Genomic DNA, 13,492 nt, shown 5'->3' with positions numbered 1-13,492 from the left:
CCCGGCCGGGTGGGGGGTGAGCCGGCCGGGGCGTCCGTCAGGAGGCGGCGTCAGCTGTTCGCGGCGAACGCCTTGGTGAACGCCAGCTCGTCCTGGACCACGGACGAACACGTCGGGTCGGCCGAGTTCTTCGCACCGCCGGGGCACTCCTTGTCCCGTGCGCCGGACCACATCGAGAGCCGCGCCAGGCCCTTCGCCTTGGCGAACCCGGCCAGCTTCTTCGCGTCGTCCACCGTGAACTTCTCGGTGTTGACGTCGTTGACGCCGATCATCGGCGTGACCGCGACGGCCTTCCAGGCAGCGGCGTCCGAGAGCCCGAGCACCCCCTTGATCTGGGCCTGCGTGGCGGTCGCCGCCTGGGTGGCGTAGTCGCCCATGTCACCGCTGTACGAGGCCCCGTAGTCCATCGCCATGATGTTGACGGCGGAGATGTCGACGCCGTTCTTCTTCGCGTTGGCGACGAGATCCACGCCGGGCTGGGTCAGCCCCTCGGGCATCACCGGCAGCGTGAACGAGACGTCGAGCCCCGGGTGGGACTTCTGGAGCTGCGCGATGGCCTGGGCGCGCCGGGTGTTGGCCGCGGTGTCCGGCAGTGCACCGCCCTCGATGTCGAAGTCGACCTTGGTGAGCTTGTAGGTGTCGATGACCTTGCCGTACGCGGCGGCCAGCGCGTCGGCGGACGTACAGGCCGCGCCCAGCTCGGTGCCGGAGGCCCCGCCGAAGGACACCCGGACGTCGCCGCCCTTGGCCCGCAACCCACTGACCTGCGAGGCCACCTTGTCGTCACCGAGGCCCGTGGTACCGCCCCAGAGCGGGGCGCAGCTGCCGCCGGAGGTGATGAAGGCCAGGTTGAACTCCTTCACGCCGGTCTTGGTCACGGTGTCGAGCAGGTTGTACGCGGGGTAGAGCGAGGTGTCGATGTACGGGGCGAAGCCCGCGCCGGACGAGGTGCCCGTTCCGGCGCCGGTGGTCCTGGTGGGCGTGGGTGCGGGCTTCGACGATGCGGTTGCCGTGGGCCTGGCCGACGGCTGCGGCGCCTTGGACGGGTCGGCCGGCCGGGACGGCTCGGCGGGCCGGCCGCTCGGCGCGGGCGCACCGCCGGTGTCCACCGAGCACTTGGCACCGTCGATGACACAGCCGGTGGGGTCGCCGGCGGTGGCGCCCGACGACGTGACGAAGCCGATGGTGAGGGACTTGCCCGCGGCGATACCCGCCTTGTCCCACTTCGCAGGCCGCACGGTGACGTGCTGTCCGTCGACCGTGGACTCGGCGTTCCAGAGCGAGCTGAGCCTGGTGCCCGCGGGCAGGTCGAACTCCAGCTTCCAGTCGGTCAGCGCCTTGCCCGCGGCGCTGCTGACGACGTACTGGCCGGTGTAACCGCCGTGCCAGTCACTGGTCTTGCTGTAGGCGGCGCCCACGTCGGCGGCGTGCGCCGTGCCGGTCAGTGCGAACGCGCCGCCCCCTGCGACGGCTGCGGCCACCACCGCACCCATCGCCTTGGTCTTGCCGCTCACCTTGCGCCGGTGGGTCGTCGTACTCATGCCGTGCCTGCCTCTGCGTTACGGAAATGGGGGGTGTGGCAGCACGCTAGCGATTCCGAACCGGACAATTGGGCAGTTCAGGAAGGAAGCCGAGGATCTTAGGGTGGGCTTAAGGAAGACAAAGGGAGCGGTTAATCCGGGTGGATGGAGGGGGGCGCCACTGTCCCGGATCAGCCCGGTACCGACCCCCGGAGCCCCCCGCGCCTGCGGCCCCTTACCCGGTGGCCGTGAGCAGGCAGCGCACGGCCGCCGTCGAGGGCGATCCACAGCCGGACCTCGGTGCCGCCGAGGACCGAGCGGCCGATCCGTACGTCGCCGCCGGTCGACTCGGCGACCCGGCGCACGATGTCGAGGCCGAGACCCGTGGAGCCGGTCCGTCCACCGCTGTTGCCGCGCGTCAGGGCGGCCGCCGGGTCGGCGATGCCCTCACCGGCGTCCGACACGAGCACGATGACGGCGTCCTCCGCATGGTGCACGTCCACCGAGAAGGGGGTGCCCTCGGGGGTGTGGCGGAAGACGTTGCCGAGCAACGCGTCGAGCGCGGCGGCCAGTTCGGAGCGTACGACCGGGATGCGGGCCGTCCGGCCCACGCCCGCCAGCCGTACCGTACGGCCCTCGTCCTCCGCCAGCGCCGACCAGAAGGCCATCCGTTCGCGGATCACCTCGGAGGCGTCGCAGCCCGCGGCCACGCTGTGCGCCCCCTGGGGCCGCGGTCGCTGTTCGCGGGCCGTGCGGATGATCGTGTCGACCTCCCGCTCCAGCTTCTCGACGGCCGCGCGGGTCTGCTCGGCGGCCGGTCCTTCACCCAGCGAGGCCGCGTTGAGCCGCAGGACCGTGAGCGGGGTGCGCAGCCGGTGCGAGAGGTCGGCGGCCAGTTCGCGTTCGTTGTCCAGGAGTTGGACGACCTGGTCGGCCATCGAGTTGAACGCCACGGCGGCCGAGCGCAGTTCGACCGGGCCCTCCTCGATGACCCGTACGGACAGCCTGCCCTCGCCCAGGTCGTGCGCCGCCCGCGCGAGCCGCTGCGCGGGGCGCACCATCCGTACGCCCAGCCGGTCGGCCACCGCGACCGAGCCGACGACCAGCCCGATACCGACGCCCGCGAGAACCAGCCAGGCGGTGCCGACGCCGTTGGAGACCTCCCCCTGCGGTACGTACACCTCGACGACCGCGATCCTCCCGGTGGGCAGCGCGGTCGGCTGGAGGAGCACGGAGCCGCCGGGCACCGCGGTGATCACGGCCTGGCGGCGGGCCGCCTCGACGTCCTTGGCCGCTGCCCGCCCGTGGCCGGTCTCGGTCGGCCGGCTGCCCGGTTCACCCGACGCCGGCACATGGATGGCGACGCGGCCTGCGGCGCCCGCCGGGGTGGAGGCGACCGCCTTCTCCAGCGCGAGGCGGTCGGTGGTGATGGAGAGGGTGGGGGCGAGGGCCGACGCGTTCCGCTCGGCGCCCGCGAACGCCCGGTCACTGGCCATCTCCTTGATGACCAGACCGAGCGGAATGGCGAAGGCCACCACGACCATGGCGGTGGCGGCCAGCGCCACCTTGACCAGGGCCCACCTCATCGGGGCGGCTCCAGCTTCACCCCGACACCCCGGAGTGTGTGCAGATAGCGCGGGCTCGCCGCGGTCTCGCCGAGTTTCCGGCGCAGCCAGGAGAGATGGACGTCGATGGTCTGGTCGTCACCGTACGACTGCTGCCACACCTCGGCGAGCAGCTCCTTGCGCGCGACGACCACACCGGGACGTCCGGCGAGGAAGGTCAGCAGGTCGAACTCCCGCCGGGTCAGATCGAGCCGCGCCCCGTCCAGCTCCGCCTGCCTGCGCAGCGGATCGACGCAGAGCCCGCCGACGCGGATGAGCCGCGGCGGCGGCCCGACGCCGGAGCTGCCGCGGGAGCGGCGCAGCACGGCCGCCATCCGGGCCGCCAGATGCTCCACGGAGAAGGGCTTGGTGAGGTAGTCGTCGGCGCCGTCGTTCAGCAGCCGTACGATCTCCGCCTCGTCGTCCCGCGCGGTGGCGATGATCACCGGTACGTCAGTGATGCCGCGCAGCATCTTCAGCGCTTCCGCCCCGTCGAGATCGGGCAGACCCAGATCGAGAATGACCAGGTCAAAGCCGATATGGGCCACCTCACGCAGCGCCTCTAGGGCCGTGCCGACGCTCCGTACGGTGTGGGAGGCCTCGGTGAGGTGCCGGATGAGGGCGGAGCGTACGAACTGGTCGTCCTCGACCACGAGCACACTTGCCATGGGCGGCACCGTACGCCATTCGGGGGTGCTCGGTGGCCGTCTCACCGTGTCACGACATCGATGGGGCGGGTGGGGCAGTATGGCGCGATGATCCGGCGACTGACACAGGCCCTGGCATGGTCGCTCGCCACCGGTGCGGCGACGACGCTGACCTGGTGGGGGGTCCATTCGGTGATGGCGGGCACGGCCTACGACCTGCCCCGGGCGCTTCCCGTGGCGGGGAGCCCGGAGCTGCTCTCGTCGGCGACCCAGCGGCCCGAGGAAGCGGATTCCGCGTCCCCGGGGGCGGGGCAGCCACCGGAGGGCGGGTCGTCCTCCCCCGCACATTCGTCCCGGAGCGCTTCCCCGCCGTCATCCGTACCGTCCCACTCGGCGCCGGGTCCCGCTTCGCCGCCCTCTTCGGGTTCTTCCGGTACGTCCGGTACATCAGGTTCATCCGGTGACGTACGGAGCTATACGTCCTCCGGTGGCCGGGTCGTCTTCGAGCTGGGCGCGACCTCGGCGGGTCTGGTGTCGGCGACGCCTGCGGACGGCTATCAGATGCAGGTCTGGAAGCAGCCGGAGTGGATCCGGGTGACGTTCACCCAGGGGCAGCGGTCGGTGTCGGTGTTCTGCACATGGAACGGGCACAAGCCGTCGGTCCAGGTGGACGACAGCTGAGGGGCACCGGGGGGCGCTGCGTCTGCCGGGCCGTCGGCTACCCGAAGACCGCAGGCGGCGGTGGAGGTGACGGCTCCGCGTCCGCGTCCCGTACCGGCTTCGCCCCGCCCGTGAAGTCCGTGAGGCCCCGGCCGTGTTCCAGCCGCCCCGCGTGCCCGTCCCCCGCCACCCGGCGGGTCAGCTCGGCGATGGGCAGCGGGAGCGCCGACCCCACCAGTACGGCGTTCCCGAATCTCCGGCCGCGCAGTACCGCAGGCTCGGCCGCCAGGGCCAGTTCGGGGAAGGTGGCTGCCGCGGTCGCGATCTGGCCGCGCAGATACGTCAGTGGCGGCCCGTCCGTGAGGTTCGCCGCGTACCAGCCCTCCGGCTTCAGCGCCCTGCGGACCTCGGTGAGGAACTCCGTACTGGTGAGATGCGCGGGGGTGCGCGCACCGCTGAAGACGTCGGCGACGACCAGATCGGCCCAGCCGTCGGGGATCTTCGCGAGTGCGGCGCGGGCGTCGGTGGAGCGGACGCGAATCCGGGCGCCGGGGTCCGGCGGCAGCACCCGGCGCACCAGCTGGACCAACAGGCCGTCGACCTCGGCGATCTGCTGGGTGGAGCGGGGACGGGTCGCCGCGACGTAACGGGCCAGGGTGAACGCCCCGCCGCCCAGATGCACGACGTGCAGCGGCTGCCTGGGCGGTCCCGCGAGGTCGATGACATGACCGAGCCTGCGCTGATACTCGAAGTCGAGGTAGGTGGGGTCGTCGAGGTCCACATGGGACTGCGGGGCGCCGTCGATCAGCAGGGTCCAGGCGCGCGGGCGGTCGCGGTCGGGCCTGAGTTCGGCGATCCCGCCGTCCACCTGCTCGACGACGGACTCCGGTGCGGAACGGCCCTGCCGCTTGTTCTTCGCCACTCCCCCAGTATCGCGTGCCCCTGTCGCGTCCTTCCGTACCGAGTTCCCGTACCGAGTTCCCGTACCGCGACAGCGCTCAGCGACAGCGCTCAGCGAGCCAGGCTGCTCACTGGCGGCTGCTTCACCGGCGGTTGTCCGCCGCCTCGATCAGCCGTGCCGCCTCGCCGAGCGCCGCCCTGAGCACCGAAGGGTCGGTGACCGGCGCCGACTCGGGCGGCAGCAGCCAGCCGGTGCCCCGGACCGGCGGCTCGTCGGGGATCCGCAGCCCGCGCCCGTTGGTCTGCGTACACGCGCTGCCCGGCAGGTCCCAGCCGTCGGCCGTGCCGGGCGGCACCAGGAAGCCGAGGGTGTCGCAGGCGCCGTCGTGCAGGACGGGGCCGACTCCGGCCGAGTCCGCTCCCCTGCGCAGGATGTCCACCGCCTCAAGTCCCTGCCGCGCGGGGACCGTCACCAGATCGCACGGTTCGCCCACACCGTCCGGCGGTGCGCTGAACTCCTGACTGGGTGTGTGCCGGGCGGTCGTTCTCGAACCGCTCATCTCGATACCGGTCTCCAACAAGGCAACCCCTCCTCGTTCTCCGCAAGGTTCAACGCCTGCGGACGTCAAGGGCTACGGCGCAGCACCGCCGTAAAGGATGGCAGTTCATGGCAAATCGCGGGTGAGATATCCCTTTTGTAGCTATACCGGCAGTGTGTGTCTCATCACAGACGGTACGTTTTGCGCGCCGGAGCGGTCCGGGCCGGCAGCACCATCCGCCAGAGAGGGCTCGGCCATGGCGACGTCACGGGAGGTACGCAACCCGGCTTTCCGGCAGTTGCGCGGACAGCGCTCGCCCGGTGAGTTCGCGTCGGCGATCCGCCGGGCCGCGCGCGAGATCGGCGAGCAAGTCGCCTGTGACGCACGGTACATCGGGCGCGTCGAGGCCGGCGAGATCCGCTGCCCCAATTACGCGTACGAGCGGGTCTTCCTGCACATGTTCCCCGGTTCGACCCTGAAGGACCTGGGGTTCTCGGACCGGGGAGCGGTACGTGGCCGGGGCCTGTGTCCCGGCGCCGAGCAGCCGTCCCAGTTCCACACCGGCCAGATCGACACCGGCCAGATCCACACCAGCCAGTCCCACACCAGCCAGAACAACGAGGAGAGCGACGTGCTGCGTCGCGCATTCATGGCCGGCGGTTCCGCCGCTCTGGCCGCCGTCTCACTGGGCCTCGGCCCGGCCCCCGTACCGTCCCAGCGCCGTGTCGGCGAGGCGGAGGTGAGCGCCGTCGAGGCGGCCGTACGGCAGATCCGGCTGCTCGACGACCGGCATGGCGCCGCCGGTCTCTACCAGCGGGCGGCGCAGCCGCTGGCAGCCGCGTACGCCCTGCTCGACGCGGGCACCGCCCGCCGGACCACGGCCAACCGGCTGCACGCGGGCGCCGGTGAACTGGCCATCTCCGTGGGATGGCTGGCGCACGACTCGGGCCGCTTCGACGACGCGCGGTCGCACTACGCGGAGGCCCTGGCGACCGCGCGGGTCTCCGGCGATCCCGCGCTGGAGGCGCACGCCTTCTGCAACACCGCGTTCCTGGCGCGGGACGCGGGGCGCCCGCGCGAGGCGGTGCGGGCCGCGCAGGCCGGGGAGCGCGCCGCGAAGCAGCTGTCGTCGCCCCGGCTGCTCTCGCTGCTGACCCTGCGGGAGGCGGGCGGCTGGGCGGGTCTTGGCGACCGTACGGCCTGTTCGGACACGCTGGTACGGGCCAAGTCCCTCTTCGCGCAGGGCACATCGGACGCCGATCCGGAGTGGATGAGCTTCTTCGTCGAGGCGGAGCTGGAGATGCTGGAGGCGCAGTGCTGGTCGGCGCTGAGCGACTGGCCGCGCGCGGCCCAGCACGCCGAGCGCGCGGCGGAGCTGCAGGATCCGCACTTCGCCCGCAACCTGGCGCTCTACCGCGCGCAGCTCGCCGACGACCTGGCCAGGGCCGGCGCTCCCGACCGGGCGGCGGCCGCCGGACACCAGGTGCTCGACCTGCTGGACCAGGTCCAGTCGTCCCGTATCCAGGCGATGCTCGCGGGCACGGCCCGCAGGCTGCTGCCGGAGCGCCGGGCGGCCGGGGTGCCGGCCTTCCTGGAGCGGCACGCGTCGACTCCGCGGCTGGTCTGATCGGTTCCGGAGGACCGGCCTGAGCGGTTCGTTCCGAAGGGCAGGCCTGAGCGGAGGCGTTACGGCTCCAGGTGCCCGGTGTCGTTCCACCGCTCGACCGCAGGGGCGTCGTACGCCCAGCCCAGCACCGAGAGCGACGCCGGGGCCAGCCGGATCCGGGCGCCGAACGTCAGGTCGTAGCCGAGCCAGCGTGCGGCGAGCGCCCGCAGGATGTGGCCGTGCGCGAAGACCAGGACGTCGCGGCCGCCGGTACGGATCCGGTCGACCGTCTCATCGGCGCGCGCGGTGACATCGGCCACGGACTCACCGCCGGGAGCGCCGTCGCGCCAGATGAACCAGCCGGGACTGACCGCCTGGATCTCGGCCGGGGTGAGTCCTTCGTACGCCCCGTAGTTCCACTCCAGGAGCGTGTCCCACTCCTCCGCGCGGTCGGCGAACCCGGCAAGTGCGCATGTCTCGCTCGCCCGTAGCAGTCTGCTGGTGAGCACCCTGGCGTCCGGCACCGCGTCCCACGGCGACCTGTGCAGCCGCTCGCCGAGCAGCTTGGCCCCCTCGCGTCCCTCGTCGAGCAGCGGGATGTCCGTCCTGCCGGTGTGTTTCCCGGACAGCGACCATGCGGTCTGTCCATGCCGGACCAGCAGCATGCGGGGTGCCATGACGGTCTCTCCTCCGTGCGGTGATGCTTCTCCCATCATCGCGTACCGGTTCCGGGAGCAACCCGGCGGACGGCTCCGGCGTCACTCCTACCGTGCCCCGGCAAAGAGGGGCCGCCTGAACTCGTCATTCCATACGCCCTATGGTGGTACGCCGGGTGACAGGCCCCGTTTGAACAGACGATGGAGAGCATTCGGATGCCGTACACCGCGAACCGTGACCGGCCACGCTGGTGGGCAGAGCTCCTAGTGATCGCTGTCGTCTACACCGCGTACTCGTCGGGCCGGCTGCTCGCACGCGGCAGCACCGAGGACGCGGTCCATCACGGTCTTTCGCTGCTGCGCGCCGAGAAGTTCCTGCACATCAACATCGAGCACCCGCTGAACAGGCTGTTCACGCACACCCCGGCCATCGGGATACCCGCCGACTTCGCCTATGCCTCGCTGCATTACCTGGTGACACCGGGCATCCTCATATGGCTCTTCCACCGCCGCCCCGCCCAGTACCGCATGGCGCGCACCTGGCTGATGGTCTCCACCCTGCTCGGCCTGATCGGCTTCACGCTGACCCCGACCTGTCCGCCGCGGCTGCTCGACCATGCCGAGGGTTTTGTCGACACGATGGCGCAGTACAGCTCGTACGGCTGGTGGGGCGACGACGCGAGTGCGCCGCGCGGACTCGGCGGGATGACCAACCAGTTCGCCGCGATGCCGAGCCTGCATGTGGGGTGGGCGCTGTGGTGCGGGGTGATGCTGTGGCGCCACGGCCGTACGCCGCTGGCCCGAATACTCGGGGTGGTCTACCCGTTGACCATCACTTTCGTGGTGCTGGGCACGGCCAACCACTATCTGCTCGACGCGATCGCGGGGGTCGCGGTGATGGGTGTGGGGCTGCTGCTCGCCCGGCCCGTGGTGCGCTCGGCCGACCGAATACGGGACCGGTTCTCCTCCCGTGCGGCTGTCGGTCCGTCCCCGATTGTCGGTGCCGGGTGCAAGACTTCCCCGGGTGAGCGATTCCCCGGGCAGCGGACCTCCTCCGCCTCTTCCGCGTCAGCAGGCGACACCGCAGGCGACACAGTCGACGACGGCACTCCGACAGCGGCTCGCTGAGCTGCGGGGCCCGTCTGTCGCGCCGCAGCCGCTGGACGCCCGCGCGCTGGCGGCCCTCGCGGCCAACCCCGGCTGCGAGCGGCGTGCGCTGCTCGACGGCGCCGGGGTGAACAAGACGGTTCTCGCACAGGCCCTCGGCTCCCCTTCGGCCTTCGGCCAGTCCCAGTTCGCCTTCATGCGGGGCAATGCCTTCGAGGCCAGGGTCAAGGCCGACGGCGGCGCCGACCTGATGCGGCTCCTCGCGGAGCACATGGGCACGGCCGAACCGGTGGACGTGGCGGTCCCCGATCTCACGGCGGCGGGCCCCGAGGGCCGCGCCGCCCGCACGGCGCTGGCACTGCGTGAGGCCACGGAGGCCGGCGGGTGGACCCTGTTCGACCACCCGATGCTGGCGCTGGAGGTGGCGGGCTCGCCCGCCTATCTGGAGCCGGACGCGGTGGTGGTGGATCCGGCCGGGCGCTGGACGGTGATCGAGATCAAGTCGTTCCCGATGATCGACGGGTCGGCGGACGCGGCGAAGGTGGGGGCGGCCGCCCGGCAGTCCGCGGTGTACGTGCTGGCGCTGGAGCGGATCGCGGCGCACGTCAACCGCGCGGACAGTTCGGACAGCTCAGAGACAAGGGCGGACAGCTCGGACAGCGCAGGCGAGGCCGGCAAGGCAGGCAGCGCAGGCACCGCATCGGTGCACGACCGGATCCTGCTGGTGTGCCCCAAGGACTTCTCCAACCTGCCGACAGGCTCGGCCGTCGACGTACGCAAGCAACTCGCGGTGACCCGGCGTCAGCTGGCCCGGCTGACCCGTATCGAGGACATCGCGGCGGCCCTGCCCGAAGGCACCACCTTCGACCCGGGTCTGCCGCCCGCCGAGCTCACGGCGGCGGTCGAATCGGTCGGCGCTGCGTACGCCCCGGAGTGCCTGGCCGCGTGCGAGCTGGCCTTCCACTGCCGAGGCCGGGCCCGTGACACCGGCGCGGTGGAGGCGCTGGGCCGGGGGGTCCGCGGCGAGCTGGGCGGGCTGACGACGGTCGACGCGGTGCTGGCCGCGGCGCACGGGGAGCAGGGCGATCCGTCGGACCCGACGGTGGCGGCGCTGCGCAGGGCCGCGGCGCTGCGGGCGGAGGCACTGGCAGAGGCGCCGCAGCCGGTTCTGCAGCAGACAGCCGGCCAGCAGCCGGTGCATCAGCAGCCAACGCCTCAGCAGGAAGGCTCGCCGGTATGTCGCTGATCAGTACGCTCGCCCGGCTGGAAGCCGTACGGTCCGGCCGTGCGGAGCCCACCGCGACCGTCCGGCACCGCCATCTCTCCGCGCGCCCACTGGTGTTCGTCCCCCTCACCACGGCGGGTGAGGCCGGCGCCCCGCTCGGGGCGCTCGTCGGGACGGACCCCGCGGAGCCGAGGCTGCTGGTCGTGGCCCAGCCGCGCGACCGGGATCTGCGGTTCGCGTTCCTGGCCGAGCTGGCCGAGGCCGTCCTGCCGTACATCGACGGGTACGCCGACGACGTGGAGGCCGCCGAGCGCTCCGAGACCGACCCGGAGACCAAGAAGAAGGTCAAGGTCGAGACCGAGCTGTGCGCGGACGCCCCGCAGTTGATCGTGCCGGGCCGGGCGGGCATCGACTTCGTCCGGCTCCTCGGACGGTCGATGCGCTTCCGGCGTACGGCTGACGAGGATCCGGAGACGCCCTACCCGGCGCCGCCCCGCGTCCCGCTGCTCGGCCGCTGGCTGACGCACTACGGTGAGCGCGCCCGGGTCCCCGGGTCCTCGCTGCTGCTCGCCGCGACCGACCTGCTGAACCGTCACTGGGCCACCGGCCAGAGCAGCCTGGAGGACCAGCACCTCGGCGCGCTGCTCGCCTGGATCGACCCGGCAGACGGGACGTCCGGGGCCGAGGCCGCGCTCCGGGCCGAGCTGGGCCGCGACCGGGACGGGCAGCTGCTCTGCCCGCCCGCCGGGCCCGCCACCGATCCGGCTTTCGACAACAGGCTGCTGGCCCCGGCGGTGGAACGGTACGACGCGGCGCGTTCGGCACTGGCCGCCGCCGAGGACGGGCCGGCGGCCGACGACCGGCTCGGTGAGCTGACAGCCGCCGAGCGGGAGATCCGCAGGCTGCTGGCCGGGCAGCTCCGGCCCACCTGGGACGCCGTGTGGCACGGGCTCGGGCTGCTGCGCGAGCTGCCCGAGGGGGCCAGGGCGGGCGAGCGGTGGACCCGGGACCGCTGGTCGTTCACCGGCCACCGGGACCGGGTGCGGGCGGGCGAGCCGCCGCAGCCGCGCCGGGACGACGCGGTGACGGCGGCGCAGAAGCTCGCCACCCGCGAGACCGCGCAGACGCAGCTGGAGGCACAGGAGGCCCTGGACGACCCGCTGGTGATGGCGGGGCGGCGGCTCGCCGGTGAGGCGTTCGCCGGTGAGGTGACGGAAGTGGTGATGGCGTGGAGCGAGTCGAAGCGCCCGAGCCCCCGCCCCCTGGTGACGCTCCGCACGGAAGACACACCGCACATCGGGGAGCGCGCCAAGGTCCACCGCGCGCTTCCGGGCGACCCGCCGAAGGCGCAGACGGCCGAGTTCGTGCGGTACGAGGAGGACGGCTCCGTGGTGCTGCGGCTGACCAACGGCATGGGCCGCGCCAGGGAACCGGCACCGGGGACCGTGCCGGAGAAGGGTGACCGGCTGTGCTGGACGCTGTTCGAGCACAGCTCGCGGGGCGGGCCCGAGCTGCCCGCGCAGGAGGACACCCCCTGGACACACGGCGGCCCACCGGGCGCCGCCGGCCCGTCGGACGGCTCGTCCACGGTGTCCGGCGCGGCTGCTGTGTCCGCGGCCTCCGCTGCATCCGGCCCTGAGACGAGCCCCGATCCCGTCACCCCGGAGGACCTGCTGTGACCTTCGACCCCGGCGCGGAGGCGGCCCGTGCGACGCGGGCGATCCTCGACGACACGCTGAACGGCACCGCTCGCGGAGTGGTGGTCGACTCCCCGCCGGGCGCGGGCAAATCGACGCTCGTGGTGCGCGCGGCCCGTGAGCTGGCCGCCGCCGGACGGCCGCTGATGGTGGTCGCGCAGACCAATGCCCAGGTGGACGACCTGGTCATCCGCCTTGCCGGGAAGGACCCCGAGCTGCCGGTCGGCCGGCTGCACAGCAGCGACCCCGACCCGTACGACAAGGCGCTGGACGACCTGCCGAACGTCCGCAAGTCCGCCAAGGCGGCGGATCTCGCCGGGCTCGACGTGGTGATCTCGACGGCCGCGAAGTGGGCGCATGTGAAGGGCGTCGAGCCCTGGCGGCACGCGATCGTGGACGAGGCGTACCAGATGCGCTCGGACGCCCTGCTGGCTGTGGCCGGGCTGTTCGAACGGGCTCTGTTCGTGGGCGACCCCGGCCAGCTCGACCCGTTCAGCGTGGTCGGCGCCGAGCAGTGGGCCGGGCTGGCGTACGACCCGTCGTCCAGCGCGGTCTCGACCCTGCTCGCGCACAATCCGGAGCTGCCGCAGCACCGGCTGCCGGTCTCCTGGCGGCTGCCCGCGTCGGCGGCGCCGCTGGTCTCGGACGCGTTCTACCCGTACACGCCGTTCCGCAGCGGTACGGACCATGGGGACCGGCGGCTGACCTTCGGGGTGGCGTCGGACGGTTCGGGCCCCGACCGGGTGCTGGACGAGGCGGCGGAAGCGGGCTGGGGTCTGCTCGAACTTCCCGCCCGGCACACACCGCGTACGGACCCGGAGGCGGTACGGGCGGTGGCCCTGGTGGTCCGGCGGCTGCTGGACCGCGGTGGCGCGGCGGTGAGTGAGCAGTCGCCGGATCCGGTGCCGTTGACGGCGGACCGTATCGCGGTCGGTACGGCCCACCGCGATCAGGCGGCCGCGGTCCGGTCGGCGCTCACCGAGCTCGGGGTGACGGGCGTGGCGGTCGACACGGCCAACCGCCTCCAGGGCCGGGAGTTCGACGTGACGGTGGTTCTGCATCCGCTGTCGGGCCGCCCGGACGCGACGGCGTTCCATCTGGAGACGGGCAGGCTCTGCGTCCTGGCGTCACGGCACCGGCACGCCTGCATCGTGGTGTGCCGGGAGGGGGTGGCCGGGCTGCTCGACGAGCACCCGTCGACGGAGCCGGTGCAGCTGGGAGTGACGGTGAAGTTCCCTGACGGCTGGGAGGCGAACCACGCGGTCCTCGCCCATCTCGCGGAACACCGGGTGACGTACCGGCCGCTGTGACCGCCGGACGGAGTCCGGCAC

Annotated in this window: 12 protein-coding genes; 6 read left to right on the top strand and 6 right to left on the bottom strand. The window is 72.6% G+C overall.

The window, feature by feature from the left end; genetic code table 11:
* Positions 1–50 precede the first annotated feature (50 nt).
* The 3 genes from OG452_RS22955 to OG452_RS22945 all read right to left on the bottom strand — a co-directional run bounded on the left by OG452_RS22955 (position 51) and on the right by OG452_RS22945 (position 3,792).
* A complete protein-coding gene (locus OG452_RS22955; RefSeq protein WP_327297468.1) occupies positions 51–1,541 on the bottom strand; it encodes a glycoside hydrolase family 18 protein in 1,491 nt (496 codons plus the stop codon).
* A 170-nt stretch (positions 1,542–1,711) separates the two neighbouring features.
* Positions 1,712–3,106, bottom strand: a complete 1,395-nt coding sequence (locus tag OG452_RS22950; protein ID WP_327297467.1) for a sensor histidine kinase — start codon at positions 3,104–3,106, stop codon at positions 1,712–1,714.
* Positions 3,103–3,792, bottom strand: coding sequence for a response regulator transcription factor (locus tag OG452_RS22945; RefSeq protein ID WP_327297466.1), 690 nt, complete (start codon positions 3,790–3,792; stop codon positions 3,103–3,105). Before OG452_RS22945 ends, OG452_RS22950 begins: the two co-directional genes overlap by 4 nt.
* Positions 3,793–3,879: 87 nt before the next feature.
* Here OG452_RS22945 and OG452_RS22940 point away from each other — a divergent pair, with 87 nt between their 5' ends.
* A complete protein-coding gene (locus OG452_RS22940) occupies positions 3,880–4,452 on the top strand; it encodes a hypothetical protein (protein WP_327297465.1) in 573 nt (190 codons plus the stop codon).
* Positions 4,453–4,489: 37 nt separating this feature from the next.
* Here OG452_RS22940 and OG452_RS22935 read toward each other — a convergent pair whose 3' ends face one another.
* Together OG452_RS22935 and OG452_RS22930 are read right to left on the bottom strand one after the other, a co-directional pair.
* Positions 4,490–5,353: a spermidine synthase gene (locus OG452_RS22935; RefSeq protein WP_327297464.1), complete on the bottom strand. Its 864-nt coding sequence runs from the start codon at positions 5,351–5,353 to the stop codon at positions 4,490–4,492.
* 121 nt (positions 5,354–5,474) lie between these two features.
* Positions 5,475–5,891 (bottom strand): hypothetical protein, encoded by a 417-nt coding sequence (locus tag OG452_RS22930; protein WP_327299739.1) that lies wholly within the window; start codon positions 5,889–5,891, stop codon positions 5,475–5,477.
* Positions 5,892–6,126: 235 nt separating this feature from the next.
* Here OG452_RS22930 and OG452_RS22925 point away from each other — a divergent pair, with 235 nt between their 5' ends.
* Positions 6,127–7,497 carry a hypothetical protein gene (locus OG452_RS22925; RefSeq protein ID WP_327297463.1) on the top strand — a complete coding sequence of 457 codons (1,371 nt, stop codon included), beginning with the start codon at positions 6,127–6,129 and terminating at the stop codon, positions 7,495–7,497.
* Positions 7,498–7,556: 59 nt separating this feature from the next.
* On the opposite strand, the gene OG452_RS22920 is transcribed toward OG452_RS22925, so the two are convergent.
* Positions 7,557–8,153, bottom strand: coding sequence for a histidine phosphatase family protein (locus tag OG452_RS22920; protein WP_327297462.1), 597 nt, complete (start codon positions 8,151–8,153; stop codon positions 7,557–7,559).
* Positions 8,154–8,348: 195 nt separating this feature from the next.
* Between OG452_RS22920 and OG452_RS22915 the strand changes: the two genes are divergently transcribed.
* The 4 genes from OG452_RS22915 to OG452_RS22900 are packed head-to-tail and all read left to right on the top strand — an operon-like array spanning position 8,349 to position 13,471.
* Positions 8,349–9,260 (top strand): phosphatase PAP2 family protein, encoded by a 912-nt coding sequence (locus OG452_RS22915; RefSeq protein ID WP_442810074.1) that lies wholly within the window; start codon positions 8,349–8,351, stop codon positions 9,258–9,260.
* Positions 9,157–10,485: a hypothetical protein gene (locus tag OG452_RS22910; RefSeq protein ID WP_327297460.1), complete on the top strand. Its 1,329-nt coding sequence runs from the start codon at positions 9,157–9,159 to the stop codon at positions 10,483–10,485. The genes OG452_RS22915 and OG452_RS22910 overlap by 104 nt, the downstream gene beginning before the upstream one ends.
* Positions 10,476–12,143: a hypothetical protein gene (locus OG452_RS22905; RefSeq protein ID WP_442810073.1), complete on the top strand. Its 1,668-nt coding sequence runs from the start codon at positions 10,476–10,478 to the stop codon at positions 12,141–12,143. The genes OG452_RS22910 and OG452_RS22905 overlap by 10 nt, the downstream gene beginning before the upstream one ends.
* On the top strand, positions 12,140–13,471 hold the full coding sequence (locus tag OG452_RS22900) for an AAA family ATPase (RefSeq protein WP_327297459.1): 1,332 nt from the start codon (positions 12,140–12,142) through the stop codon (positions 13,469–13,471). The genes OG452_RS22905 and OG452_RS22900 overlap by 4 nt, the downstream gene beginning before the upstream one ends.
* Positions 13,472–13,492 lie beyond the last annotated feature (21 nt).

Source organism: Streptomyces sp. NBC_01197 (genome assembly GCF_036010505.1).
Taxonomy (GTDB): domain Bacteria; phylum Actinomycetota; class Actinomycetes; order Streptomycetales; family Streptomycetaceae; genus Streptomyces.
The sequence above is the reverse complement of the archived record's forward strand: the minus strand, read 5'-3'. Positions and strand labels throughout refer to the sequence as shown.

Excerpts from the sequence above, each read along its gene's own strand:
- OG452_RS22955 (WP_327297468.1), bottom strand. The coding sequence starts at position 1,541 with ATGAGTACGACGACCCACCGGCGCAAGGTGAGCGGCAAGACCAAGGCG.
- OG452_RS22950 (WP_327297467.1), bottom strand. The coding sequence starts at position 3,106 with ATGAGGTGGGCCCTGGTCAAGGTGGCGCTGGCCGCCACCGCCATGGTC.
- OG452_RS22945 (WP_327297466.1), bottom strand. The coding sequence starts at position 3,792 with ATGGCAAGTGTGCTCGTGGTCGAGGACGACCAGTTCGTACGCTCCGCC.
- OG452_RS22940 (WP_327297465.1), top strand. The coding sequence starts at position 3,880 with ATGATCCGGCGACTGACACAGGCCCTGGCATGGTCGCTCGCCACCGGT.
- OG452_RS22930 (WP_327299739.1), bottom strand. The coding sequence starts at position 5,891 with ATGAGCGGTTCGAGAACGACCGCCCGGCACACACCCAGTCAGGAGTTC.
- OG452_RS22925 (WP_327297463.1), top strand. The coding sequence starts at position 6,127 with ATGGCGACGTCACGGGAGGTACGCAACCCGGCTTTCCGGCAGTTGCGC.
- OG452_RS22920 (WP_327297462.1), bottom strand. The coding sequence starts at position 8,153 with ATGGCACCCCGCATGCTGCTGGTCCGGCATGGACAGACCGCATGGTCG.
- OG452_RS22915 (WP_442810074.1), top strand. The coding sequence starts at position 8,349 with ATGCCGTACACCGCGAACCGTGACCGGCCACGCTGGTGGGCAGAGCTC.
- OG452_RS22905 (WP_442810073.1), top strand. The coding sequence starts at position 10,476 with ATGTCGCTGATCAGTACGCTCGCCCGGCTGGAAGCCGTACGGTCCGGC.